The organism is Specibacter sp. BI4 (genome assembly GCF_056680095.1).
The window spans coordinates 3,127,569-3,142,512 of record NZ_CM155265.1; the positions used below are offsets into that span (position 1 = coordinate 3,127,569).

A 14,944-nucleotide genomic window follows, 5' to 3' on the forward strand; every position below is an offset into this window, starting at 1 on the left:
TCAGGACCCCGAGGATCTGCCGCTGATGGCCCCGCCATTGCCCGGCAGGACCGAGTTCCCGCCGGAATAGCCTTCGTTGTAGCTGTTCCCGTCCTGGGTTGAGCCCTGGTTCGACCCTTGATCCTGTGTGGTTGCTCCGCCATTGCCGGAAAAGGAGCTTGTGCCCGCCGTGTGACTACCAGTGGCTTGGTCCACGGCCATGGCACCGATGCCGACAACCGCGAGACTTCCCACTGTGACAGCCGCAGTGATGTTTGCCGCCATCCGCTTTCCACTGATTCGCGTCGTCATGGCCAGCTCCGATTCTGTTTATGGTGAAGTGCCTTCCCTTCCATCATCCACACGAATTCTTTGTGGATTCTTAGTCGGAGATGGCAACCGCCGATGAAACAGTGCTTATCGGTGCTTCGCCAGCGGCATGAGGATCTTGACGACGGCACCTCCGTGCGGCGTCGTTTCCACCGTGATCTTGCCGTTGTGCAGTGCCACAATCTCGGCCACCAGGGCCAATCCAAGCCCGTAATGGCGAGACGCGCCGGCGCTCTCTGCTCCCGAACGCGATGAAGAAAAGCGTTCAAACACCTGTGCCTTGGTGCCGGGGGCGAACCCGGCTCCATCGTCGGAGACCATCATGCAGGCGTCGCCTGCGCGGGTGCTGACGTCGACGCTGACCACAGTCCGGGCATGATCCAGTGCGTTGGATATTAGCGCGGTAAACACGCGAAGGAGGGCTACCGGCGATCCTTGCACCATGACAGGCGCAGCTCCCCCGGGTTGCTCCAGCTTGATCGACTGCTGCTCTGCCTGGGGCGCGGCCAGGGCAAGGGCGTTTCGGGCCACGCCGAGCAGGTCCACCTCCGTGTGGTCAACGGCGGTGCGGGGGTCTGCCGATATCAGCAGGTCATCGAGGATTCCCGTCAGCATCCGTGAATCCTCGACAATCGCACCAACTTCCTCCGACACCATTTCCTTTGAATACTTGACTCCCGGAACGTCCAACTTCCTGCGGAGAAGTTGGGAGCGCGTGCTTAGCAGCGTCAGGGGCGTCCGAAGCTCATGGCTGGCATCGGCGACAAACCGCCTTTGCAGGGCCAGGCTGTCCGCCAAGGGCCGCATGGCCCGCCCGGCCATCCACACAGACGCGGCGGCCGCCAGCAATGCCGCCACAGTGATGGCAACAACCATTGCCCCGACCAGTCGCGCCAATGATTCACGGCCCTCATGGGTGTCCAACGCGGCCTGGACCACCTTGTCGCCACGAGTGGTTGTCAACACTTGGTAGGTTCGCCCGGCATCCGAGAAACTCAACTGTTCATCCGTCCGCGACACTGCCACGCGGTCCATCGCGGCAGTGTCCGGAAGCCCTGCGGGCATGACAGGCGAGGTATGCAGGCGTCCGTGGTCGACGATGGCCATATACACGCCCGCAGGCACGTCATGGGGTGAGTCAACCTGGCTGGCGTTCATCAGGGTCTTATTCATGGAATCAGCGGTGCTGGCCGCCACGATGGAGTAAAGCAAGACGCCCATCAACGCCAATAAAACCACTATTAATGCAGTGAACTGCAAGGTCAGGCGGACCACCGAGCGGCGAAGCTCCCGCGCATCCCTGGTATTCATGCCAGGGGCCCCAGCCCGTATCCCAGTCCACGCACCGTCAACACACACGAGCGGCCCAATTTTTTGCGGAGGTAGTGCACATACGTATCGACGACACCACCGTCGGCGGCATCGGCAAAGACCGACTCCAAAAGCCCGTCCCTGGTAAAAACCTGCTGGGGATGACGTGCAAGATGCTCCAAAAACTCGCATTCCCGTTCGGACAAGACCACCCGGCCCGCGCCGTCGAGCATTACCGTACGGGTGCCAACATTCAGCGTCCCGCCGGGAATCCGCAGCACGGCAGAGTTGCTGGAGTGGCGCCTCAGCAGGGACCTCAGCCGGGCGAGCAGTTCATCGATGTCAAACGGCTTGCCCAAGTAGTCCTCTGCGCCCCTGTCAAGGCCCTCGACCCGGTCCGCAGGATTGCTCAACGCCGAGAGGATGAGCGTCGGGGTGGGGACTCCTTTGCGGCGCAGGCGCTCCACGACATCCAAACCCTCAATCGCCGGCAGTCCCCGGTCCATCAAAATCACGTCAAAACGTTCGCTAAGCCCCTCATGAAGGGCCCGCTGCCCGTCAGCTGCCACCACCACCTCGTAGCCTTCGTAGCCAAGCAATTCCGCCAGCATCGATGCCAGCGCGGCGTCGTCCTCCACCACCAGTACACGAGGTTTATCAGCCATGATCTGAAGTATAGGTGGCGCAGCCTGCCCGGCCATTCAATCCGGTCTGCGAAAGCGCCGCTGCTCTCGGTCTCTCCCTGATGCGCGACCGGCGCGGTATGTCTAATCCTGCAGTGAAGAAAAGCCGGTGGTACAGGAAGTATGCGAAGACCGATCCTGCACTGTCCAGTGCCGCCAGGCCACCAAACTGGGCGACAGCTGCCTCGGGGTCCGCGTGGGCCAGCGTACTGAACGCCATTGCGGCAACCGGCCGGGCGAGCAGAACATATCCGCCAAGGATCCCGTACGCCGGACTCCGGGCCGACAAGCAAGCTCGAAGCAGGGCTGCGCCAACGCACATGCGGCTGGGATTTTCAGTGGGCCAGGGCCTAACGCCCCACCCAGTGCGGGACGTTCGGCCCTAGCGGAATGGACCGGGGCCAGCAAGTCTTGAAGCACACCCTGCCACCCTTCATCCGTAAGAAAGGTACTCACGATGAGCATCGTCGTCGTCTATGAATCCATGTTTGGCAACACTCGAAAAATCGCGCAGGCCATCGCTGAGGGACTTGCACCGTTCGGTGTGGTGGTCACGGCAAATGTCAACGACAAGCTGGCCGTAAAAGCCGCACGATCCTCCAACTTGGTGGTTCTGGGCGGACCCACCCATGTGCATGGCATGACAAGGCCTTCCTCACGCGACGAAGCAACAACCTGGGCGAACGACGCATCGCGGAACCTGACGCTGGAACCCTCGATGCCAGGAACGGGGGTGCGTGAATGGATCAAGGACCTTGAGCTGGTTCCGGCATTGTGTGCAGCCTTCGACACGCGAACGGACATGTCGCGCCTCTTCTCCGGAGCAGCGTCGGGGCACATCGGGCACGCGCTCTCGAAACGAGGCTCGCGCGCCGTCATTTCGCCAGAGAGCTTCCTGGTGTCCAAGGACAACACCCTTGACGACGGCGAACTGGCCCGGGCCCGTATTTGGGGCGCGACCGTGGGCAAAGCCATGGAAAAGTTAATCCACCACTGAGCCGCCCCCACCCATGGGGAAAGTTCGTTATGGGGCAGCTGCGGATCCAAGTCGTGCCGCACCGCCGCGTTCGCCTTGTCACGGTGGCAGCCTGTCACCTCTGCGGGCTCAACAAGGACCCGCGTTCCTGGGCCTGAGTGTCAATGTTGAAAGCCAGGGTCCGCGTCAGCACCACTGCCGGCGACATCCGCAGCCCCGGGAAAACAGGCCTGGATAAGAAGCACCACCGCTGTTGGGTTGAAGATCTGATTCATCCGACAACTCCCCATTTCGGGCTCTTCCGATTTGAGAGTGTAGAGGGCACCACGGCTGGGCGAGCCGAATTTCTTTGAGTTGTTCCTAAACGGGGCGAGGGCCTTGGGAGGGAATCAGTTTATCTAGATCTTGATCTTGCTACCGCAAGGCCCTCGTGAACAACGCTGCCTTCCATCGCCCTGACCTGACCACTTTCTGCCGTCTTGATGATCTTGGCCTTGAAGCGACCGGGCAGTTCCTGACTCCTGGCCGTGCCGTGATTGCGTGCCGTGTGGTGGAGGCTGATGATTGGTGTTCGCGTTGCGGGTGTCAGGGCATTGCCCGGGATACCGTGCCCCGGCAGCTCGGCCATGAACCGTTAGGGTGGCGGCCCACCACCTTGCTGGTCAGGGTCCGCCGCTATCGCTGTGCGGGGTGCGGGCATGATGTGTGGCGGCAAGACACTTCGAAGGCTGCCGAGCCAAGGGCGAAGCTCTCCCGTCGCGGACTGCGTTGGGCGCTGGAAGGCATCGTGTGTCAACACCTCACCGTCGCCCGGGTCGCCGCTGCACTGGCCCAAAGCTCAACTCGAAAGGGTCGTTTCCACTCTTTGGCACCCCTTATGGCTTCACAACCGGACGCCGGCCATGAGCGACATACCTGCCGGCGGCTGCCGTAGCAACCGCAATTGTCACCAGTGCGCCCAGAACGAGGGCTGCCGGTTCTCCGGGTGCCAGCAAACCTTGCTGAATGCCGATGGTGGCAGCGGCCACCGGAACTCCCAGCTGCGAGGCAGCCAACAGCCCCAGAGGAAGTTCCTGGCCCAGCAACCGCATGCTGGCGTGCACGGCCAGTGCTCCCAAACCCAAGACAAGTCCAAGAACGATCTTCCCCGGATGCTCACCCAGTGCCTGCGACTGCAAGGAGGCGCCGAGCCAGACAAAGAACAGGGGTCCCAGGAAGCCCTCGGTGAGGGCGAACAGCTGCCGGGCCAGCCGGCGGGGCTCCCCCACGGCGGCAACGGCCAGTCCAAAGGAGAAACCGGCCAGCATGATGGAAACATGACCCCAAACAGCCAACCCGGCGAGGGCAAACAGGACAACCAACTGCAGCCGCAGCTCCAGGGCGAACTTCCGCTTTTCAGAGACCCTGCGGAGGCGCTGCCGGGAGCCCCGGCGATCGCCCTCCCTCAAACAAAGATAGACGACGGCGGCACCCGCCAACACGGCCACCGCACCCAACGCGGCACGGCCTGCTGCGGACGGATCCATGGCCAGCGGCAGCGCGACTATGGCCAAGGTGTCGGCCATGGCCACCTGGGCGATGGTAGCCAACACACTCGGGCCGCGGAGCCCCAAGGACGTGACCATGGGCAGCACCATTGCTGCCGAGGACGACGCCATCAACACAGCGTAAAGAGGCGCTTGTCCTGTACCAAATAGGACAGCAACACCGATTCCCGCAATGGCCGCCAGCACGCTGACGGCCGCTAGCCGGAATGCCGCCTTGCTCAGGGAGGATCTCAGCGAGGCATCACGCAGGGGCACATGGCTGCCGGCAACGAACATGACCAAGGCAAAGCCGACGTCGGCAAGAAACGCAAAAGCCGGTTCAGCTGGGTCAACCAAGTTCAATCCTGAGCGGCCAATGAGAATCCCGGCCAGCAACTCCCCGACAACGATCGGCACCTGCCAACGACGCGGTACGGCCAGCAACGGGCCGAGAAGTGCCGCGGTGCAAATGATGGCCAACAAGGGAAAAGTCATTCCAGGATCCTTGCCATGTTTATCTGCTCCCTGAACCAAATAAGTTTCCGCTCAGGGATACCAACAGTAATCGGTTTCCATTTGAGGGAAGATCACCCGGATTTCCTGGTGCCAAGATCCGGGACAATCCCGTCCTGGATTCTTGCCAGGTCCGGATGTTGGTGTTCGATGGTCTGGGCCAGGTCCTGCGCAACGGTGGCAGCCTCGTCCGAGGCCCTTCGACCGTCAAGCGGAGCATAGAGGTGCATACCCTTGCTTCCGCTTGGAACCGGCACAGAGTAGAGACCGGCCTGGAGCAGGAAGTCTCTAGCAATGAGTGAGACGGCCGCACATTAGGCCAGGCCCGCACCCTTGCAGCGGTGAATGTGTATGCGACCGTGGCCGGTGGTTTTACAAACCAAGAAGTTCAGGGCGCATCCGTCCTAACGCTCTCGCTCATCGCGCTGTGGGTCCTGAGAATCGTGGCCCGCCCGAGGACTATTGCGCGTACGGGCAATGTGCTGGCCATGTGCGGGGTACTTGTGGGCCTGCTGACGATTCCCCTGCCAAGGGACTTCTTCAATCTGGCGGTGCCACCGCCAACGCTGCTGATCATCACGCTGATTGTCTCAGGCCTGGGAATTTTGGCCGCTGAGCGTCTGGGACGGACGCGGGCCCGGGTCCACGCCCTTGCTGACAGCGGCGTCCCCCAGCGTATGGCCGCACAGGCACAGGCGCGCTAACGCTTGGCTGCCACCATGAGCACCAAGGCATCTCCCACGTCGCTGACCCGCACACAGTGCCCTGCAAAACGTTCGCACTCCAGACAGGAATACTCCACGCAGACATGCCCGGCCACGAGACTTGGGCACGGCGCCACGGACTCTATGAGCAGGAACTGGTCCGTTGCGCACTGGTGACACCACGGGCGTCCCTCTGAGCCACAAACGCTCAGCAATTTCATTGTTTGAGGCATCAAACAAACACCCTTCCATCAAGCACAGCCGAACTACACGAAGGTTTATGTGGCCCCGCAAACCATGACGGGTTCCTTTGAGCGTGGCATCGCGCAGCCGGACGGGATAGAGCCCTTCGACCCCTCATCGCCAACAACCGACAAGGACCTTGTGCCCTAAGTGTTTGGGTAGTGATTTGAGGGGTGGGCTGGTGTCGGCGGGAATTTCCACTTGATTTCACTGTTTTGGCGCTGATACCGGCCAAGGGCGATGAAGGTCTTGATACTCTGCCAAGGGTCGTTCCCGGGGCGGTGTGGGGGCTGTGTGCAGGGCAGATTCCCGCCCCGGCTTCCTGTTATGCGGCCTGTTCTGCCCGGTAGCTGCGTAGCTTCATGAGGTTGTGGCAGGCAGCGAGCAGTTTCCACTCATGCTGTGCTTTCTCCAGCCCGCGTTGCAGTAAATGTTTGCCTTGCCGGGTGTGGATCTGACCGAACACTGGTTCCACGATGGCCTTGCGCCTTGCATAGGCTGTCTTCCCCGGCTTGGTTTTCAGCTTCCGCGCCATCCGCCCGACCACGGTCGTGTTTGCTGGGATCCGGCCCCGCGGGGACTCGGGGACCGGGGCGGAGTGCTTCATCCGCCCGGTGGAAATGAAGAACTCCGTGCCGTGCTCCGCCTCCAGCGCGCGGGCGTGTTCAAGGTTCGCTTTCGAGCAGTACCCGGTGTCCGCCAACCACTGCGCGGGCATCTGCCCCACATTCTGAAACGTTTGCTCGACCATCGGCGCCAGTTGCCCGTAGTCGTTGGCTGCCTGGTTCATCTCGGCAGCGACAATGACCTGCCGGTACGCGTCAACGGCGGCTTGGCCGTTGTAGTTGTAGGAAAACGAGCCATCGGCCCGTTTCATGATCCGCGCGTCCGGATCGGTATAGTTCCGTTGCGCCGTGGGATTCGGCACCGCAGTTTCCGCGGCCTTGTTCCCGGCAGTGGTGATGTCATCATCATCGTCGCCGCGCTTGGCTGCTTTCTCTTCGGCTTCGGCCCGTGCTTTCGCCGCAGCTTCGGCCTCGAGGCTGGCCCGGGCAATAGCCATGGCCTGAGCCCGGGCCTGCCGGCTGGCCAGTTCCACCGGCAGCTCATCCCCGCGCTTGCCCGGCCCGAACCTGGCATCCTCATCGGCATCGACGGTCTTGGCTTCGGCCATCAGCTCACTGATTTCCTGCGCCAGGACCTTCGTCCCATCCAGGGCGACTTCACCCAGCTTCACCATGCCCGCGGCCTGGCACAGTTCCAGCGCCTGCAAGAACACGTTCGCGAAAGCAGCCAGGTGGCGTTCACGGAAACGCCCGATGGAGCGGAAATCCGGGGCCTGCTGCGCCGACAACCACCTAAACGAGACCACGTCGGTGCAGGCCCGCTCAATCACACGGGAGGAACGAACCCCGGTGCAGTACCCGTAGAGCAGGATCCGCAACATCAACCGCGGATCATAAGGAGGTTGGCCCTTCGCCTTCGCATACGATTTATAGAAGAACGTCAGGTCCAGTTCGTTCTCCACCAACTCGGCAATGAACCGGGCCAAATGCCCCTCAGGCAGCCACTCCTCCAGCGACGGCGGCACCAACATCACCGCATCCGGCTCAAAATCCTTGAACCGCTTCCGATCCCCACCGTTCAGATCAATCCGGCCATAAGCCGGGGCCACGACCCGCTCAATGAGACCGGCATCGAAGAGTCCATCCTGCGGCTGGGAAGAAGAGGTATCCATACCCCAATTATCCCAGCACCGGCACGGAATCCCGGTTAATCCACCCGCGGTTTAAAGCTTTATCGGGGCAACACGGTCGCCGACTACTGACTGTGAGACTTGTTTGTAGCTGGTCTGGGACTGGCTGGCAGGATAGGTTACTGGCCGTCCCGCCCCATGGATGTGACTCAAAATCTGACTGGCTCCATTTGGATGCCATCTGTGCGAGGTGTCCGTCCGTTGGGTTGGGCCGGCCGGTACCCATCCGGCCCACCTCAGTGTGCAGGCTCAGACACTTCCAGCCTCGGCGGTGGTTCGGAACTGTCCGCGTTGGGTGTGGATTGTCCACAGCCGCTCCGCCAGGGCATCAGGTGCGTAGAGCGGATCTCCGCCCCCGATCGCGCCGGGAATGATCAGTTGCCCAACGTGGATGTTCCGGGGTTTCAGGGCGTCGTGGAGCATGGCCCCGTAAGCGGACTCCCCGGCGAACGCGATTGACACTCCCGCGACGTTGGCGTTCGGCGCCGCAGCGCTGGACCCGTTGACCAGCAAGATGGTGCCGCGGCCCAGCTCACCCATTTCGGGGAGGGCCTGTTGCACCGCGGTGACCGGTCCCAGAATGGAAAACTCGGCCGCTGCGGTGAGGTCTTCCACTGTGGTATCCAGCACGGGTCGCATGAAATCGCCGCTGGGTACGGGACTGTAGTTGAGAATTTCGATCGGTCCCAGCTCCCTGGAGGCTGCCTCCAGTGCCCGGGCCAGGGCCTCCCGGTCCCGGACATCGGCGGTGTAGCCCCTGGCGGCAATGCCAGCCGCAGTGAGGTTGCGGCTGAGGTGGTCGAGCTTGTCTTGGTTGCGGGCGATGAGCGCGACGGAGAATCCTTCGCGGCCGAACTTTTCGGCAACTGCCGTTCCCAGTCCGGGTCCGGCACCGATGATGGCGATCGTGGTCATGAGAATCTTCTTTCGTGCGTCAGGCAATGGCGTTTTGCGGGCTGCCGGGGTCTGCGGGAACTACGCGTTGTTTGGCTTGACGGAATAACGCATCCAGACGACGCTGTCGCCGAGGTTTTCGACGCTGGTCAGGTGAAGGGCGACGGGGCTGACGGAGCTGTAGGGTTCGCGGGCGGTAAAGAAGCGCGGTGCGTTCGGGTCTCCGTTGGCGATCGGGGCCAGCACCATGCTGACCTCATCCACCAGGCCGTTTTGCAGGAAGGACCAGTTGATGACACCGCCTCCGCCGACCATGAGTCGCTTGATCCCCAGCCCGTGGAGCTTGGACAGCATCAGCTCGTAGTCGATTTGTTGATTGCCCGCGATGATGTACGAGATGTTTTTGCGGCGCAGAAAGTTCTTGTAGGCGTTGCTTGCCTGATCCGTGAGCACCTCAAGGAAGTGGGCGGGGACACCGCCATACCCAAACGTGTTGCTCTCCCAGGCGAGCTCACCGCGGGGATCGATCGAAATGTAGTACATGGCTGCATCCGGCACGGCCAGGTAGTCCCCGGCCGGGACCGCCGGGGCGTGCTCGTCGACGTCGGGTTTCTTGTAGTGGGTGATGTTGTCTTCCGTGGACGTCTTGCCGTTGAGGTAGGCGTCAACATTGAGCACCTGCCGTCCAGGAGTCAGCGCAAGGTCTTGATAGTGCTGGCTGCCTGTTTCAAAGGCGGGCAGGTACATTCCGTCAATATTTCCGTCAATCGACGTGTGCGTATGAATGATGACATAGGGGCGGTTCATTAATTGCTCTTCTCGGCTGTGGTGACGGATGCGATGTGGATGCTTGTGGCGTCCGGGAGTGCGCGCAACGCGCTCAGCTCATAGTCGAAGCGGCCCATCCGCACCAGTCCGGGCCACCGTCCAGGACTGCCGTAGTAAAAGACAAGTCCCTGGGTGGGTGCGTAATAGCCAATTTCCCCTGGCTGGGGAGCGTCGGCATCCGGCACCCCAACCAGCGTCAGGGACCGGCCCAACGATGCCACCTTCTCAACGTTGTTGAAATCGTTAAAAACGAGCTCCAGTGGCAGCAGCGCCGCCAGTTCGCGCGCCACCGGATGGTCGTACAGTTCGGCCTCAACCCGGTTGCCGTCAATGGTCAATTCGATCTTCATACGGTTTCTCGCTTCAGTGGTCGGTGGATTCCTGCGCCTTGATTGAGGAAAGCGGGGCGCCGTATTCGGTGGCGGCCCATGAAGCCAGCAGCTGCAACGCCTGCTCCGACGCGGATCCCGGCTCGGCTGCATAAATGGTCAGTGTCAGGCCGGGCTCGGCCGCCATCTCCAGCCCCTCAAAAGCCAGGGTGATTTCGCCGACGACAGGATGATGAAAGGTTTTTGAGCCGGTGCCGTGGTGCCTGACATTGTGCGCACCCCATCGGCTGCGGAACTCCTCAGAACGGGTGGACAGTTCACCGATCAAATCGTGGAGTTCCTTGTTGTGGGGATCACGGGCCGCTTCAGTGCGCAGGATGGCCACGTTGACCTCGGCAAACAAGTCCCAGTCCGGATAGAAGTCGCGGGCCCGCTCGTCAAGAAAGGTGTGCCGGGCAAGGTTTGGCTGCTGGCCCGGCATGTCATAGACGTCCTTATAGAAGGCGCGTGCCAAATTGTTGGCGGCCAGCAGGTCCATGCGTCCGTTGCGCACAAAGGCAGGGCCTGCTGTCACGGCGTCGAGAGCCCACTGCAGACTTTGGTGTGCAGCCCACGTCTTGGAGTTGCGGCGCCGGGGCGGCCGTGCCACGGGGCTTGCAGCGTGGGCGAGGTCGAACAGGTGCGCGCGTTCGGCGTCGTCAAGGCGCAACGCCCTGGCGACGCTGTCCAAAACCTCGGGAGAGGCGCCGCTGATGGCACCGCGCTCCATCCGCGTGTAGTACTCAATGCTCACCCCGGCCAGGGTCGCCACCTCGCTGCGGCGCAGCCCCTTGACCCGCCGGTTGGTGCCGGCCGGGAGCCCGACCTGCTCCGGATTGATCAGTGCCCGGCGTGAAATCAGAAACTCACGCACTTCTGCTCGATTGTTCATGCCTCCACACTAGCCACGGCACGCCCGGGCAGGGAGTCCCTGTCAGTACCTCACCCAACAGGGGCTCCCCCACAGGAGCGAAAAGTGTTCTGCTGGAGATAGTGGCAAAAGCTGTGTTGAGCTGCCAACCAACCACCTGGACCATTCCAGGCACGACGGCGGCACTCAGCTCGCCGCTGTCGGCCCACCTGCCGGCCGCCCCAAGAAGCCGTTTCAGCATGATTCCTCAACGTCGGCTTGGGCACATAGGACATCGACAATCACCACCATTATCAATTTTGAATCAGGAACTTATATGAGTCTCTTTACCCCCGTAAACCTCGGCGCTCTCACCCTTCCCAACCGCCTTGTCATGGCGCCGCTGACCCGTTCACGTTCCGGGCGCGACGGCGTGCCAGGGGACGACGTCGTCGAATACTACCGCCAGCGCGCGTCCATGGGGATGTTGGTCACCGAGGGCACCTACCCCAGTTTCAACAGCCAGGGCTATGTCCGGCAGCCGGGCCTGGTGACGGAGGACCAGATCGCCGGATGGCGGCGGGCCACCGACGCCGTCCACGCCGCAGGCGGACGCATCATTGTCCAGATCATGCATGCCGGACGGGTCACCAACTCAGGACTCACCGACGGCCGGGACCCTGTGGGCCCCAGCCCGATCGCCATCGACGGGCCCACCCGCACCTACGACGGCAAGGTGCCCTACCCGGTGCCGCGCGCACTGGACAGGGAGGAACTGCCCGGCATTGTCGGGGAGTTCGTCCAGGCCGCACGCAACGCCATGGCCGCAGGTTTCGACGGCGTCGAGATCCACGGAGCCAACGGCTACCTGTTGCACCAGTTCCTGGCCCCTTCCGCGAACCACCGCACGGACGCCTACGGTGGCAGCCCGGAAAACCGGGCCCGGCTCACCGTGGAAACGGCCACTGCGGTCGCCCAGGCAATCGGTGCCAACCAGACCTGGCTGAGAATTTCTCCGGAGCACAACATCGAAGACGCGATGGAAACCGACCCCGCCGACACCATGGCCACCTATCTGGCTTTGGCTGCAGGGATTGCCCCGCTGGGCCTGGCCGGACTGAGCATCCTGCACACCGATCCTTCCGGAGCCCTGATCCAGGGTGTTCGCAGCAGTTTTGGCGGACCGGTCATCCTGAACACCGGCTTCAGTGCCGTCACCTCACTGCAGGATGCGCAGTATGTGACAGACAACGGCCTGGCCGACGCAGTCGTTGTGGGCCGCTACGCCTTGGCCAACCCGGATCTGGCCCGCCGCTTGTCCGAAGGCCTGCCCCTGAACGAACCCGACTACACCACCTTCTACACAGAAGGCAGCAAGGGCTATACGGACTACCCGTTCTGGCAAAACTAGGCGCCGCTCGTTTTGGAAAAATGTGCACGGTGGTCACTGTGACGGTCGGCACACTACCTGTGGGCACCCAGAGGTGAGGGGGTCCCTGGCGGTGCCTCTTTCAACAGGGACTCCTCCGATGCCCGCAACCAGTGTTAACTGGATGAAGAACAGCCCGCAACAGGAAGAGAACCACCACCTTGACTTCAGAAACCACGCCAACGGGCAAGGACAGAGTGAGCACCATGGCCGTGCCCGCCAAGGACGAGTTCGGCCACGTCAAGACGGTGCCGCCCAAGCCGGAAATCCCGGCAGCGCCGGTGGGGCGCCGACTGCCCTTGCCGGCATTGTTGGTCATGGCGTTGATGGGTTTTATCCTGATCGCCACTGAAACGATGCCGGCCGGACTCCTGCCGCAAATCGCGGGCGGGCTGAACGTGGCCGAAGGAACCGCCGGCCAACTGGTCAGCGCCTTCGCCCTGGGCACTGTGGTCCTCACGATCCCGGCCATCGCGTTCACCCGCGGCATGCGGCGCAAACCTGTTTTTCTTGTCGGGATCCTTGGCTTCCTGCTCGCCAACACCATCACTGTCTTCTCACCCGACATTGTGCTGACCCTGGCCTCCCGTTTCCTGGCCGGCGCGTTCTCCGGACTGCTCTGGGGAATGCTCGCCGGGTACGCCCGCCGCATCACAGCCCCGGAACTGGCCGGCCGCGCCCTCGCCATCGCCTCCATCGGCACACCGCTGGGACTGGCCTTGGGAACACCTTTCGGGTCCTGGCTGGGCACAACCTTTGACTGGCGCTGGTCCTTTGGGGTGCTCTCGGGCCTGGTAATTCTCACGGCCCTTCTGGCCATCCTGTTTGTCCCCGACGCGGCCGGCCAGCGGGCCGAATCCCAAATCCCCATGGTCAAGGTGTTTGCCATCCCCGGCGTTTCAGTGATTCTCGTCGTCATTTTTGCCTGGATGCTCGCCCACAACACCGTCTACACCTACATCGCCTCTTACCTGCGCTCGGCCAACATTCCGTTGGGCGTTGATATGGCCCTGGTCGTATTCGGCGTCTCTGCCCTGATCGGCATCATTGTTACCGGCATACTTATCGACCGCGCACCCCGGCCACTGGTGCTGGTGAGCCTCTCGCTGTTCCTTACCGCCGGTGTCGTCTTCTTCGCAGGGGCCCACTCGCTCCCTGCCGTGGTCGTCGCACTGGTCCTGTGGGGCATTGCCTTCGGCGGCGCAGCACCACAGCTGCAAACAGCCATCAGTGAGGCAAGCGGCGAAAACGCCGACGTCGCAAACTCCCTGCTCGGTGTCGCGTTCAACATTGCCATCTTCTTTGCGGGCGTCCTCGGGGCCGTGCTGATCTCCGGCTTCGACGGCATGGTCCTGCCGATCCTCATGATCGGCCTCGCGGCCATCGCCCTGGTCATCGCCTTCACCGCACGCCGCGCCGCCTTCCCCGCCCACCGCTAATCCCACCCCCTTGATCCAACCCCAGGAGAACCACATGCTCACCGTCAACGCCTACGCCGCCCCCTCCGCCACCGAACCCCTGGTTCCGACCACAGTCACGCGCCGTGACATAGGACCCCACGACGTGCTCATTGACATCAAGTTTGCCGGGATCTGCCACTCCGACATCCACACCGTCCGCGGCGACTGGGGCCCGCAAAGCTACCCGCTGGCCCCCGGCCACGAAATCGCCGGCATCGTCACCGAGGTCGGCTCCGCCGTCACGAAACACGCAGTTGGCGACCGGGTCGGCGTCGGCTGCATGGTCAACTCCTGCGGTGAGTGCATCCACTGCCAGGCCGGCGAGGAGCAGTTCTGCCTCAAGGGAAACACCGGAACCTACGGCGCCACCGACCGCGACGGCACCGTCACCCAGGGCGGATACTCCACCCACGTCGTCGTCACCGAAAACTTCGTCGTCAACATCCCCGCCGGACTCGAGCTCGACGTCGCCGCCCCATTGCTCTGCGCCGGCATCACCACCTACTCGCCGCTGCGCCATTGGGGCGCGGGCCCGGGCAAGAAGGTCGCAATCGTCGGCATGGGCGGACTCGGCCACATGGGCGTCAAGATCGCCGCCGCCATGGGCGCCGATGTCACCGTCCTCTCCCAAACCCTGAGCAAGCACGACGACGGACTTAAGTTCGGCGCCCAGCGCTACTTTGCGACGAGCGCCCCCGAGACGTTCACCCAGCTGGCTGGCAGCTTCGACTTGATCATCAGCACCATCAGCGCCGCGGTCGACATCAACGCCTACCTGAAACTGCTCACACTCAACGGAACGCTCGTCCTTGTGGGTGCACCATCCGAAGCCCTCCCCGTTCACGCATTCTCACTGAGCATGGGACGGCGTTCATTCGCAGGCTCCACCATCGGCGGCATCCGCGAAACGCAGGAAATGCTCAACTTCTGCGCCGAGCACGGACTGGGCGCCGAAATCGAAGTCATTTCCGCCGACCAAATCAATGACGCCTACGAACGTGTCCTGACCTCCGACGTCCGCTACCGCTTCGTCATCGACACAGCAACCCTGTAAGCACGAAACCGGACCCCGCCAGCCAACGGGGGGTTTCCAC

At 62.5% G+C, this 14,944-nt stretch carries 14 protein-coding genes and 2 pseudogenes; 6 read left to right on the plus strand and 10 right to left on the minus strand.

Annotated features, from left to right (window positions below):
* From AC1L6K_RS14375 to AC1L6K_RS14385, 3 genes are all read right to left on the minus strand, one after another.
* Window positions 1–291: a hypothetical protein gene (locus AC1L6K_RS14375; RefSeq protein WP_480949544.1), complete on the minus strand. Its 291-nt coding sequence runs from the start codon at window positions 289–291 to the stop codon at window positions 1–3.
* Window positions 292–396: 105 nt separating this feature from the next.
* Window positions 397–1,620 (minus strand): sensor histidine kinase, encoded by a 1,224-nt coding sequence (locus AC1L6K_RS14380; protein ID WP_480949545.1) that lies wholly within the window; start codon window positions 1,618–1,620, stop codon window positions 397–399.
* A complete protein-coding gene (locus AC1L6K_RS14385) occupies window positions 1,617–2,285 on the minus strand; it encodes a response regulator transcription factor (protein ID WP_480949546.1) in 669 nt (222 codons plus the stop codon). Before AC1L6K_RS14385 ends, AC1L6K_RS14380 begins: the two co-directional genes overlap by 4 nt.
* 475 nt (window positions 2,286–2,760) lie before the next feature.
* Here AC1L6K_RS14385 and AC1L6K_RS14390 point away from each other — a divergent pair, with 475 nt between their 5' ends.
* Together AC1L6K_RS14390 and AC1L6K_RS14395 are read left to right on the plus strand one after the other, a co-directional pair.
* On the plus strand, window positions 2,761–3,300 hold the full coding sequence (locus AC1L6K_RS14390) for a flavodoxin family protein (protein ID WP_480949547.1): 540 nt from the start codon (window positions 2,761–2,763) through the stop codon (window positions 3,298–3,300).
* Window positions 3,301–3,709: 409 nt separating this feature from the next.
* Window positions 3,710–4,111, plus strand: a pseudogene (locus tag AC1L6K_RS14395) (ISL3 family transposase); the annotation flags it as partial.
* Between the two features lie 43 nt (window positions 4,112–4,154).
* Here the strand turns inward: AC1L6K_RS14395 and AC1L6K_RS14400 are convergent.
* Both AC1L6K_RS14400 and ligD read right to left on the minus strand, forming a co-directional pair.
* Complete coding sequence (locus tag AC1L6K_RS14400) at window positions 4,155–5,300, minus strand: cation:proton antiporter (RefSeq protein WP_480949548.1); 1,146 nt, start codon at window positions 5,298–5,300, stop codon at window positions 4,155–4,157.
* A 92-nt stretch (window positions 5,301–5,392) separates the two neighbouring features.
* Window positions 5,393–5,620: pseudogene (gene ligD, locus AC1L6K_RS14405) on the minus strand (non-homologous end-joining DNA ligase LigD); the annotation flags it as partial.
* A gap of 39 nt (window positions 5,621–5,659) precedes the next feature.
* Here ligD and AC1L6K_RS14410 point away from each other — a divergent pair.
* Window positions 5,660–6,022, plus strand: coding sequence for a hypothetical protein (locus AC1L6K_RS14410; protein ID WP_480949549.1), 363 nt, complete (start codon window positions 5,660–5,662; stop codon window positions 6,020–6,022).
* Between the two features lie 568 nt (window positions 6,023–6,590).
* On the opposite strand, the gene AC1L6K_RS14415 is transcribed toward AC1L6K_RS14410, so the two are convergent.
* The 5 genes from AC1L6K_RS14415 to AC1L6K_RS14435 all read right to left on the minus strand — a co-directional run bounded on the left by AC1L6K_RS14415 (window position 6,591) and on the right by AC1L6K_RS14435 (window position 11,003).
* On the minus strand, window positions 6,591–7,862 hold the full coding sequence (locus tag AC1L6K_RS14415) for a transposase (protein WP_480952776.1): 1,272 nt from the start codon (window positions 7,860–7,862) through the stop codon (window positions 6,591–6,593).
* Window positions 7,863–8,270: 408 nt separating this feature from the next.
* Window positions 8,271–8,936 carry an SDR family NAD(P)-dependent oxidoreductase gene (locus AC1L6K_RS14420; protein ID WP_480949550.1) on the minus strand — a complete coding sequence of 222 codons (666 nt, stop codon included), beginning with the start codon at window positions 8,934–8,936 and terminating at the stop codon, window positions 8,271–8,273.
* 60 nt (window positions 8,937–8,996) lie between these two features.
* Window positions 8,997–9,722: a dihydrofolate reductase family protein gene (locus tag AC1L6K_RS14425; protein WP_480949551.1), complete on the minus strand. Its 726-nt coding sequence runs from the start codon at window positions 9,720–9,722 to the stop codon at window positions 8,997–8,999.
* Complete coding sequence (locus tag AC1L6K_RS14430) at window positions 9,722–10,093, minus strand: cyclophilin-like fold protein (protein ID WP_480949552.1); 372 nt, start codon at window positions 10,091–10,093, stop codon at window positions 9,722–9,724. Before AC1L6K_RS14430 ends, AC1L6K_RS14425 begins: the two co-directional genes overlap by 1 nt.
* A gap of 13 nt (window positions 10,094–10,106) precedes the next feature.
* Window positions 10,107–11,003: a helix-turn-helix transcriptional regulator gene (locus AC1L6K_RS14435; protein ID WP_480949553.1), complete on the minus strand. Its 897-nt coding sequence runs from the start codon at window positions 11,001–11,003 to the stop codon at window positions 10,107–10,109.
* Between the two features lie 295 nt (window positions 11,004–11,298).
* On the opposite strand from AC1L6K_RS14435, the gene AC1L6K_RS14440 reads away from it, so the two are divergent.
* The 3 genes from AC1L6K_RS14440 (at window position 11,299) to AC1L6K_RS14450 (ending at window position 14,904) form a co-directional block, all read left to right on the plus strand.
* A complete protein-coding gene (locus AC1L6K_RS14440) occupies window positions 11,299–12,372 on the plus strand; it encodes an alkene reductase (RefSeq protein WP_480949554.1) in 1,074 nt (357 codons plus the stop codon).
* 179 nt (window positions 12,373–12,551) lie between these two features.
* Window positions 12,552–13,829: an MFS transporter gene (locus AC1L6K_RS14445; RefSeq protein ID WP_480949555.1), complete on the plus strand. Its 1,278-nt coding sequence runs from the start codon at window positions 12,552–12,554 to the stop codon at window positions 13,827–13,829.
* A gap of 34 nt (window positions 13,830–13,863) precedes the next feature.
* On the plus strand, window positions 13,864–14,904 hold the full coding sequence (locus AC1L6K_RS14450) for an NAD(P)-dependent alcohol dehydrogenase (RefSeq protein WP_480949556.1): 1,041 nt from the start codon (window positions 13,864–13,866) through the stop codon (window positions 14,902–14,904).
* Window positions 14,905–14,944: the final 40 nt, after the last annotated feature.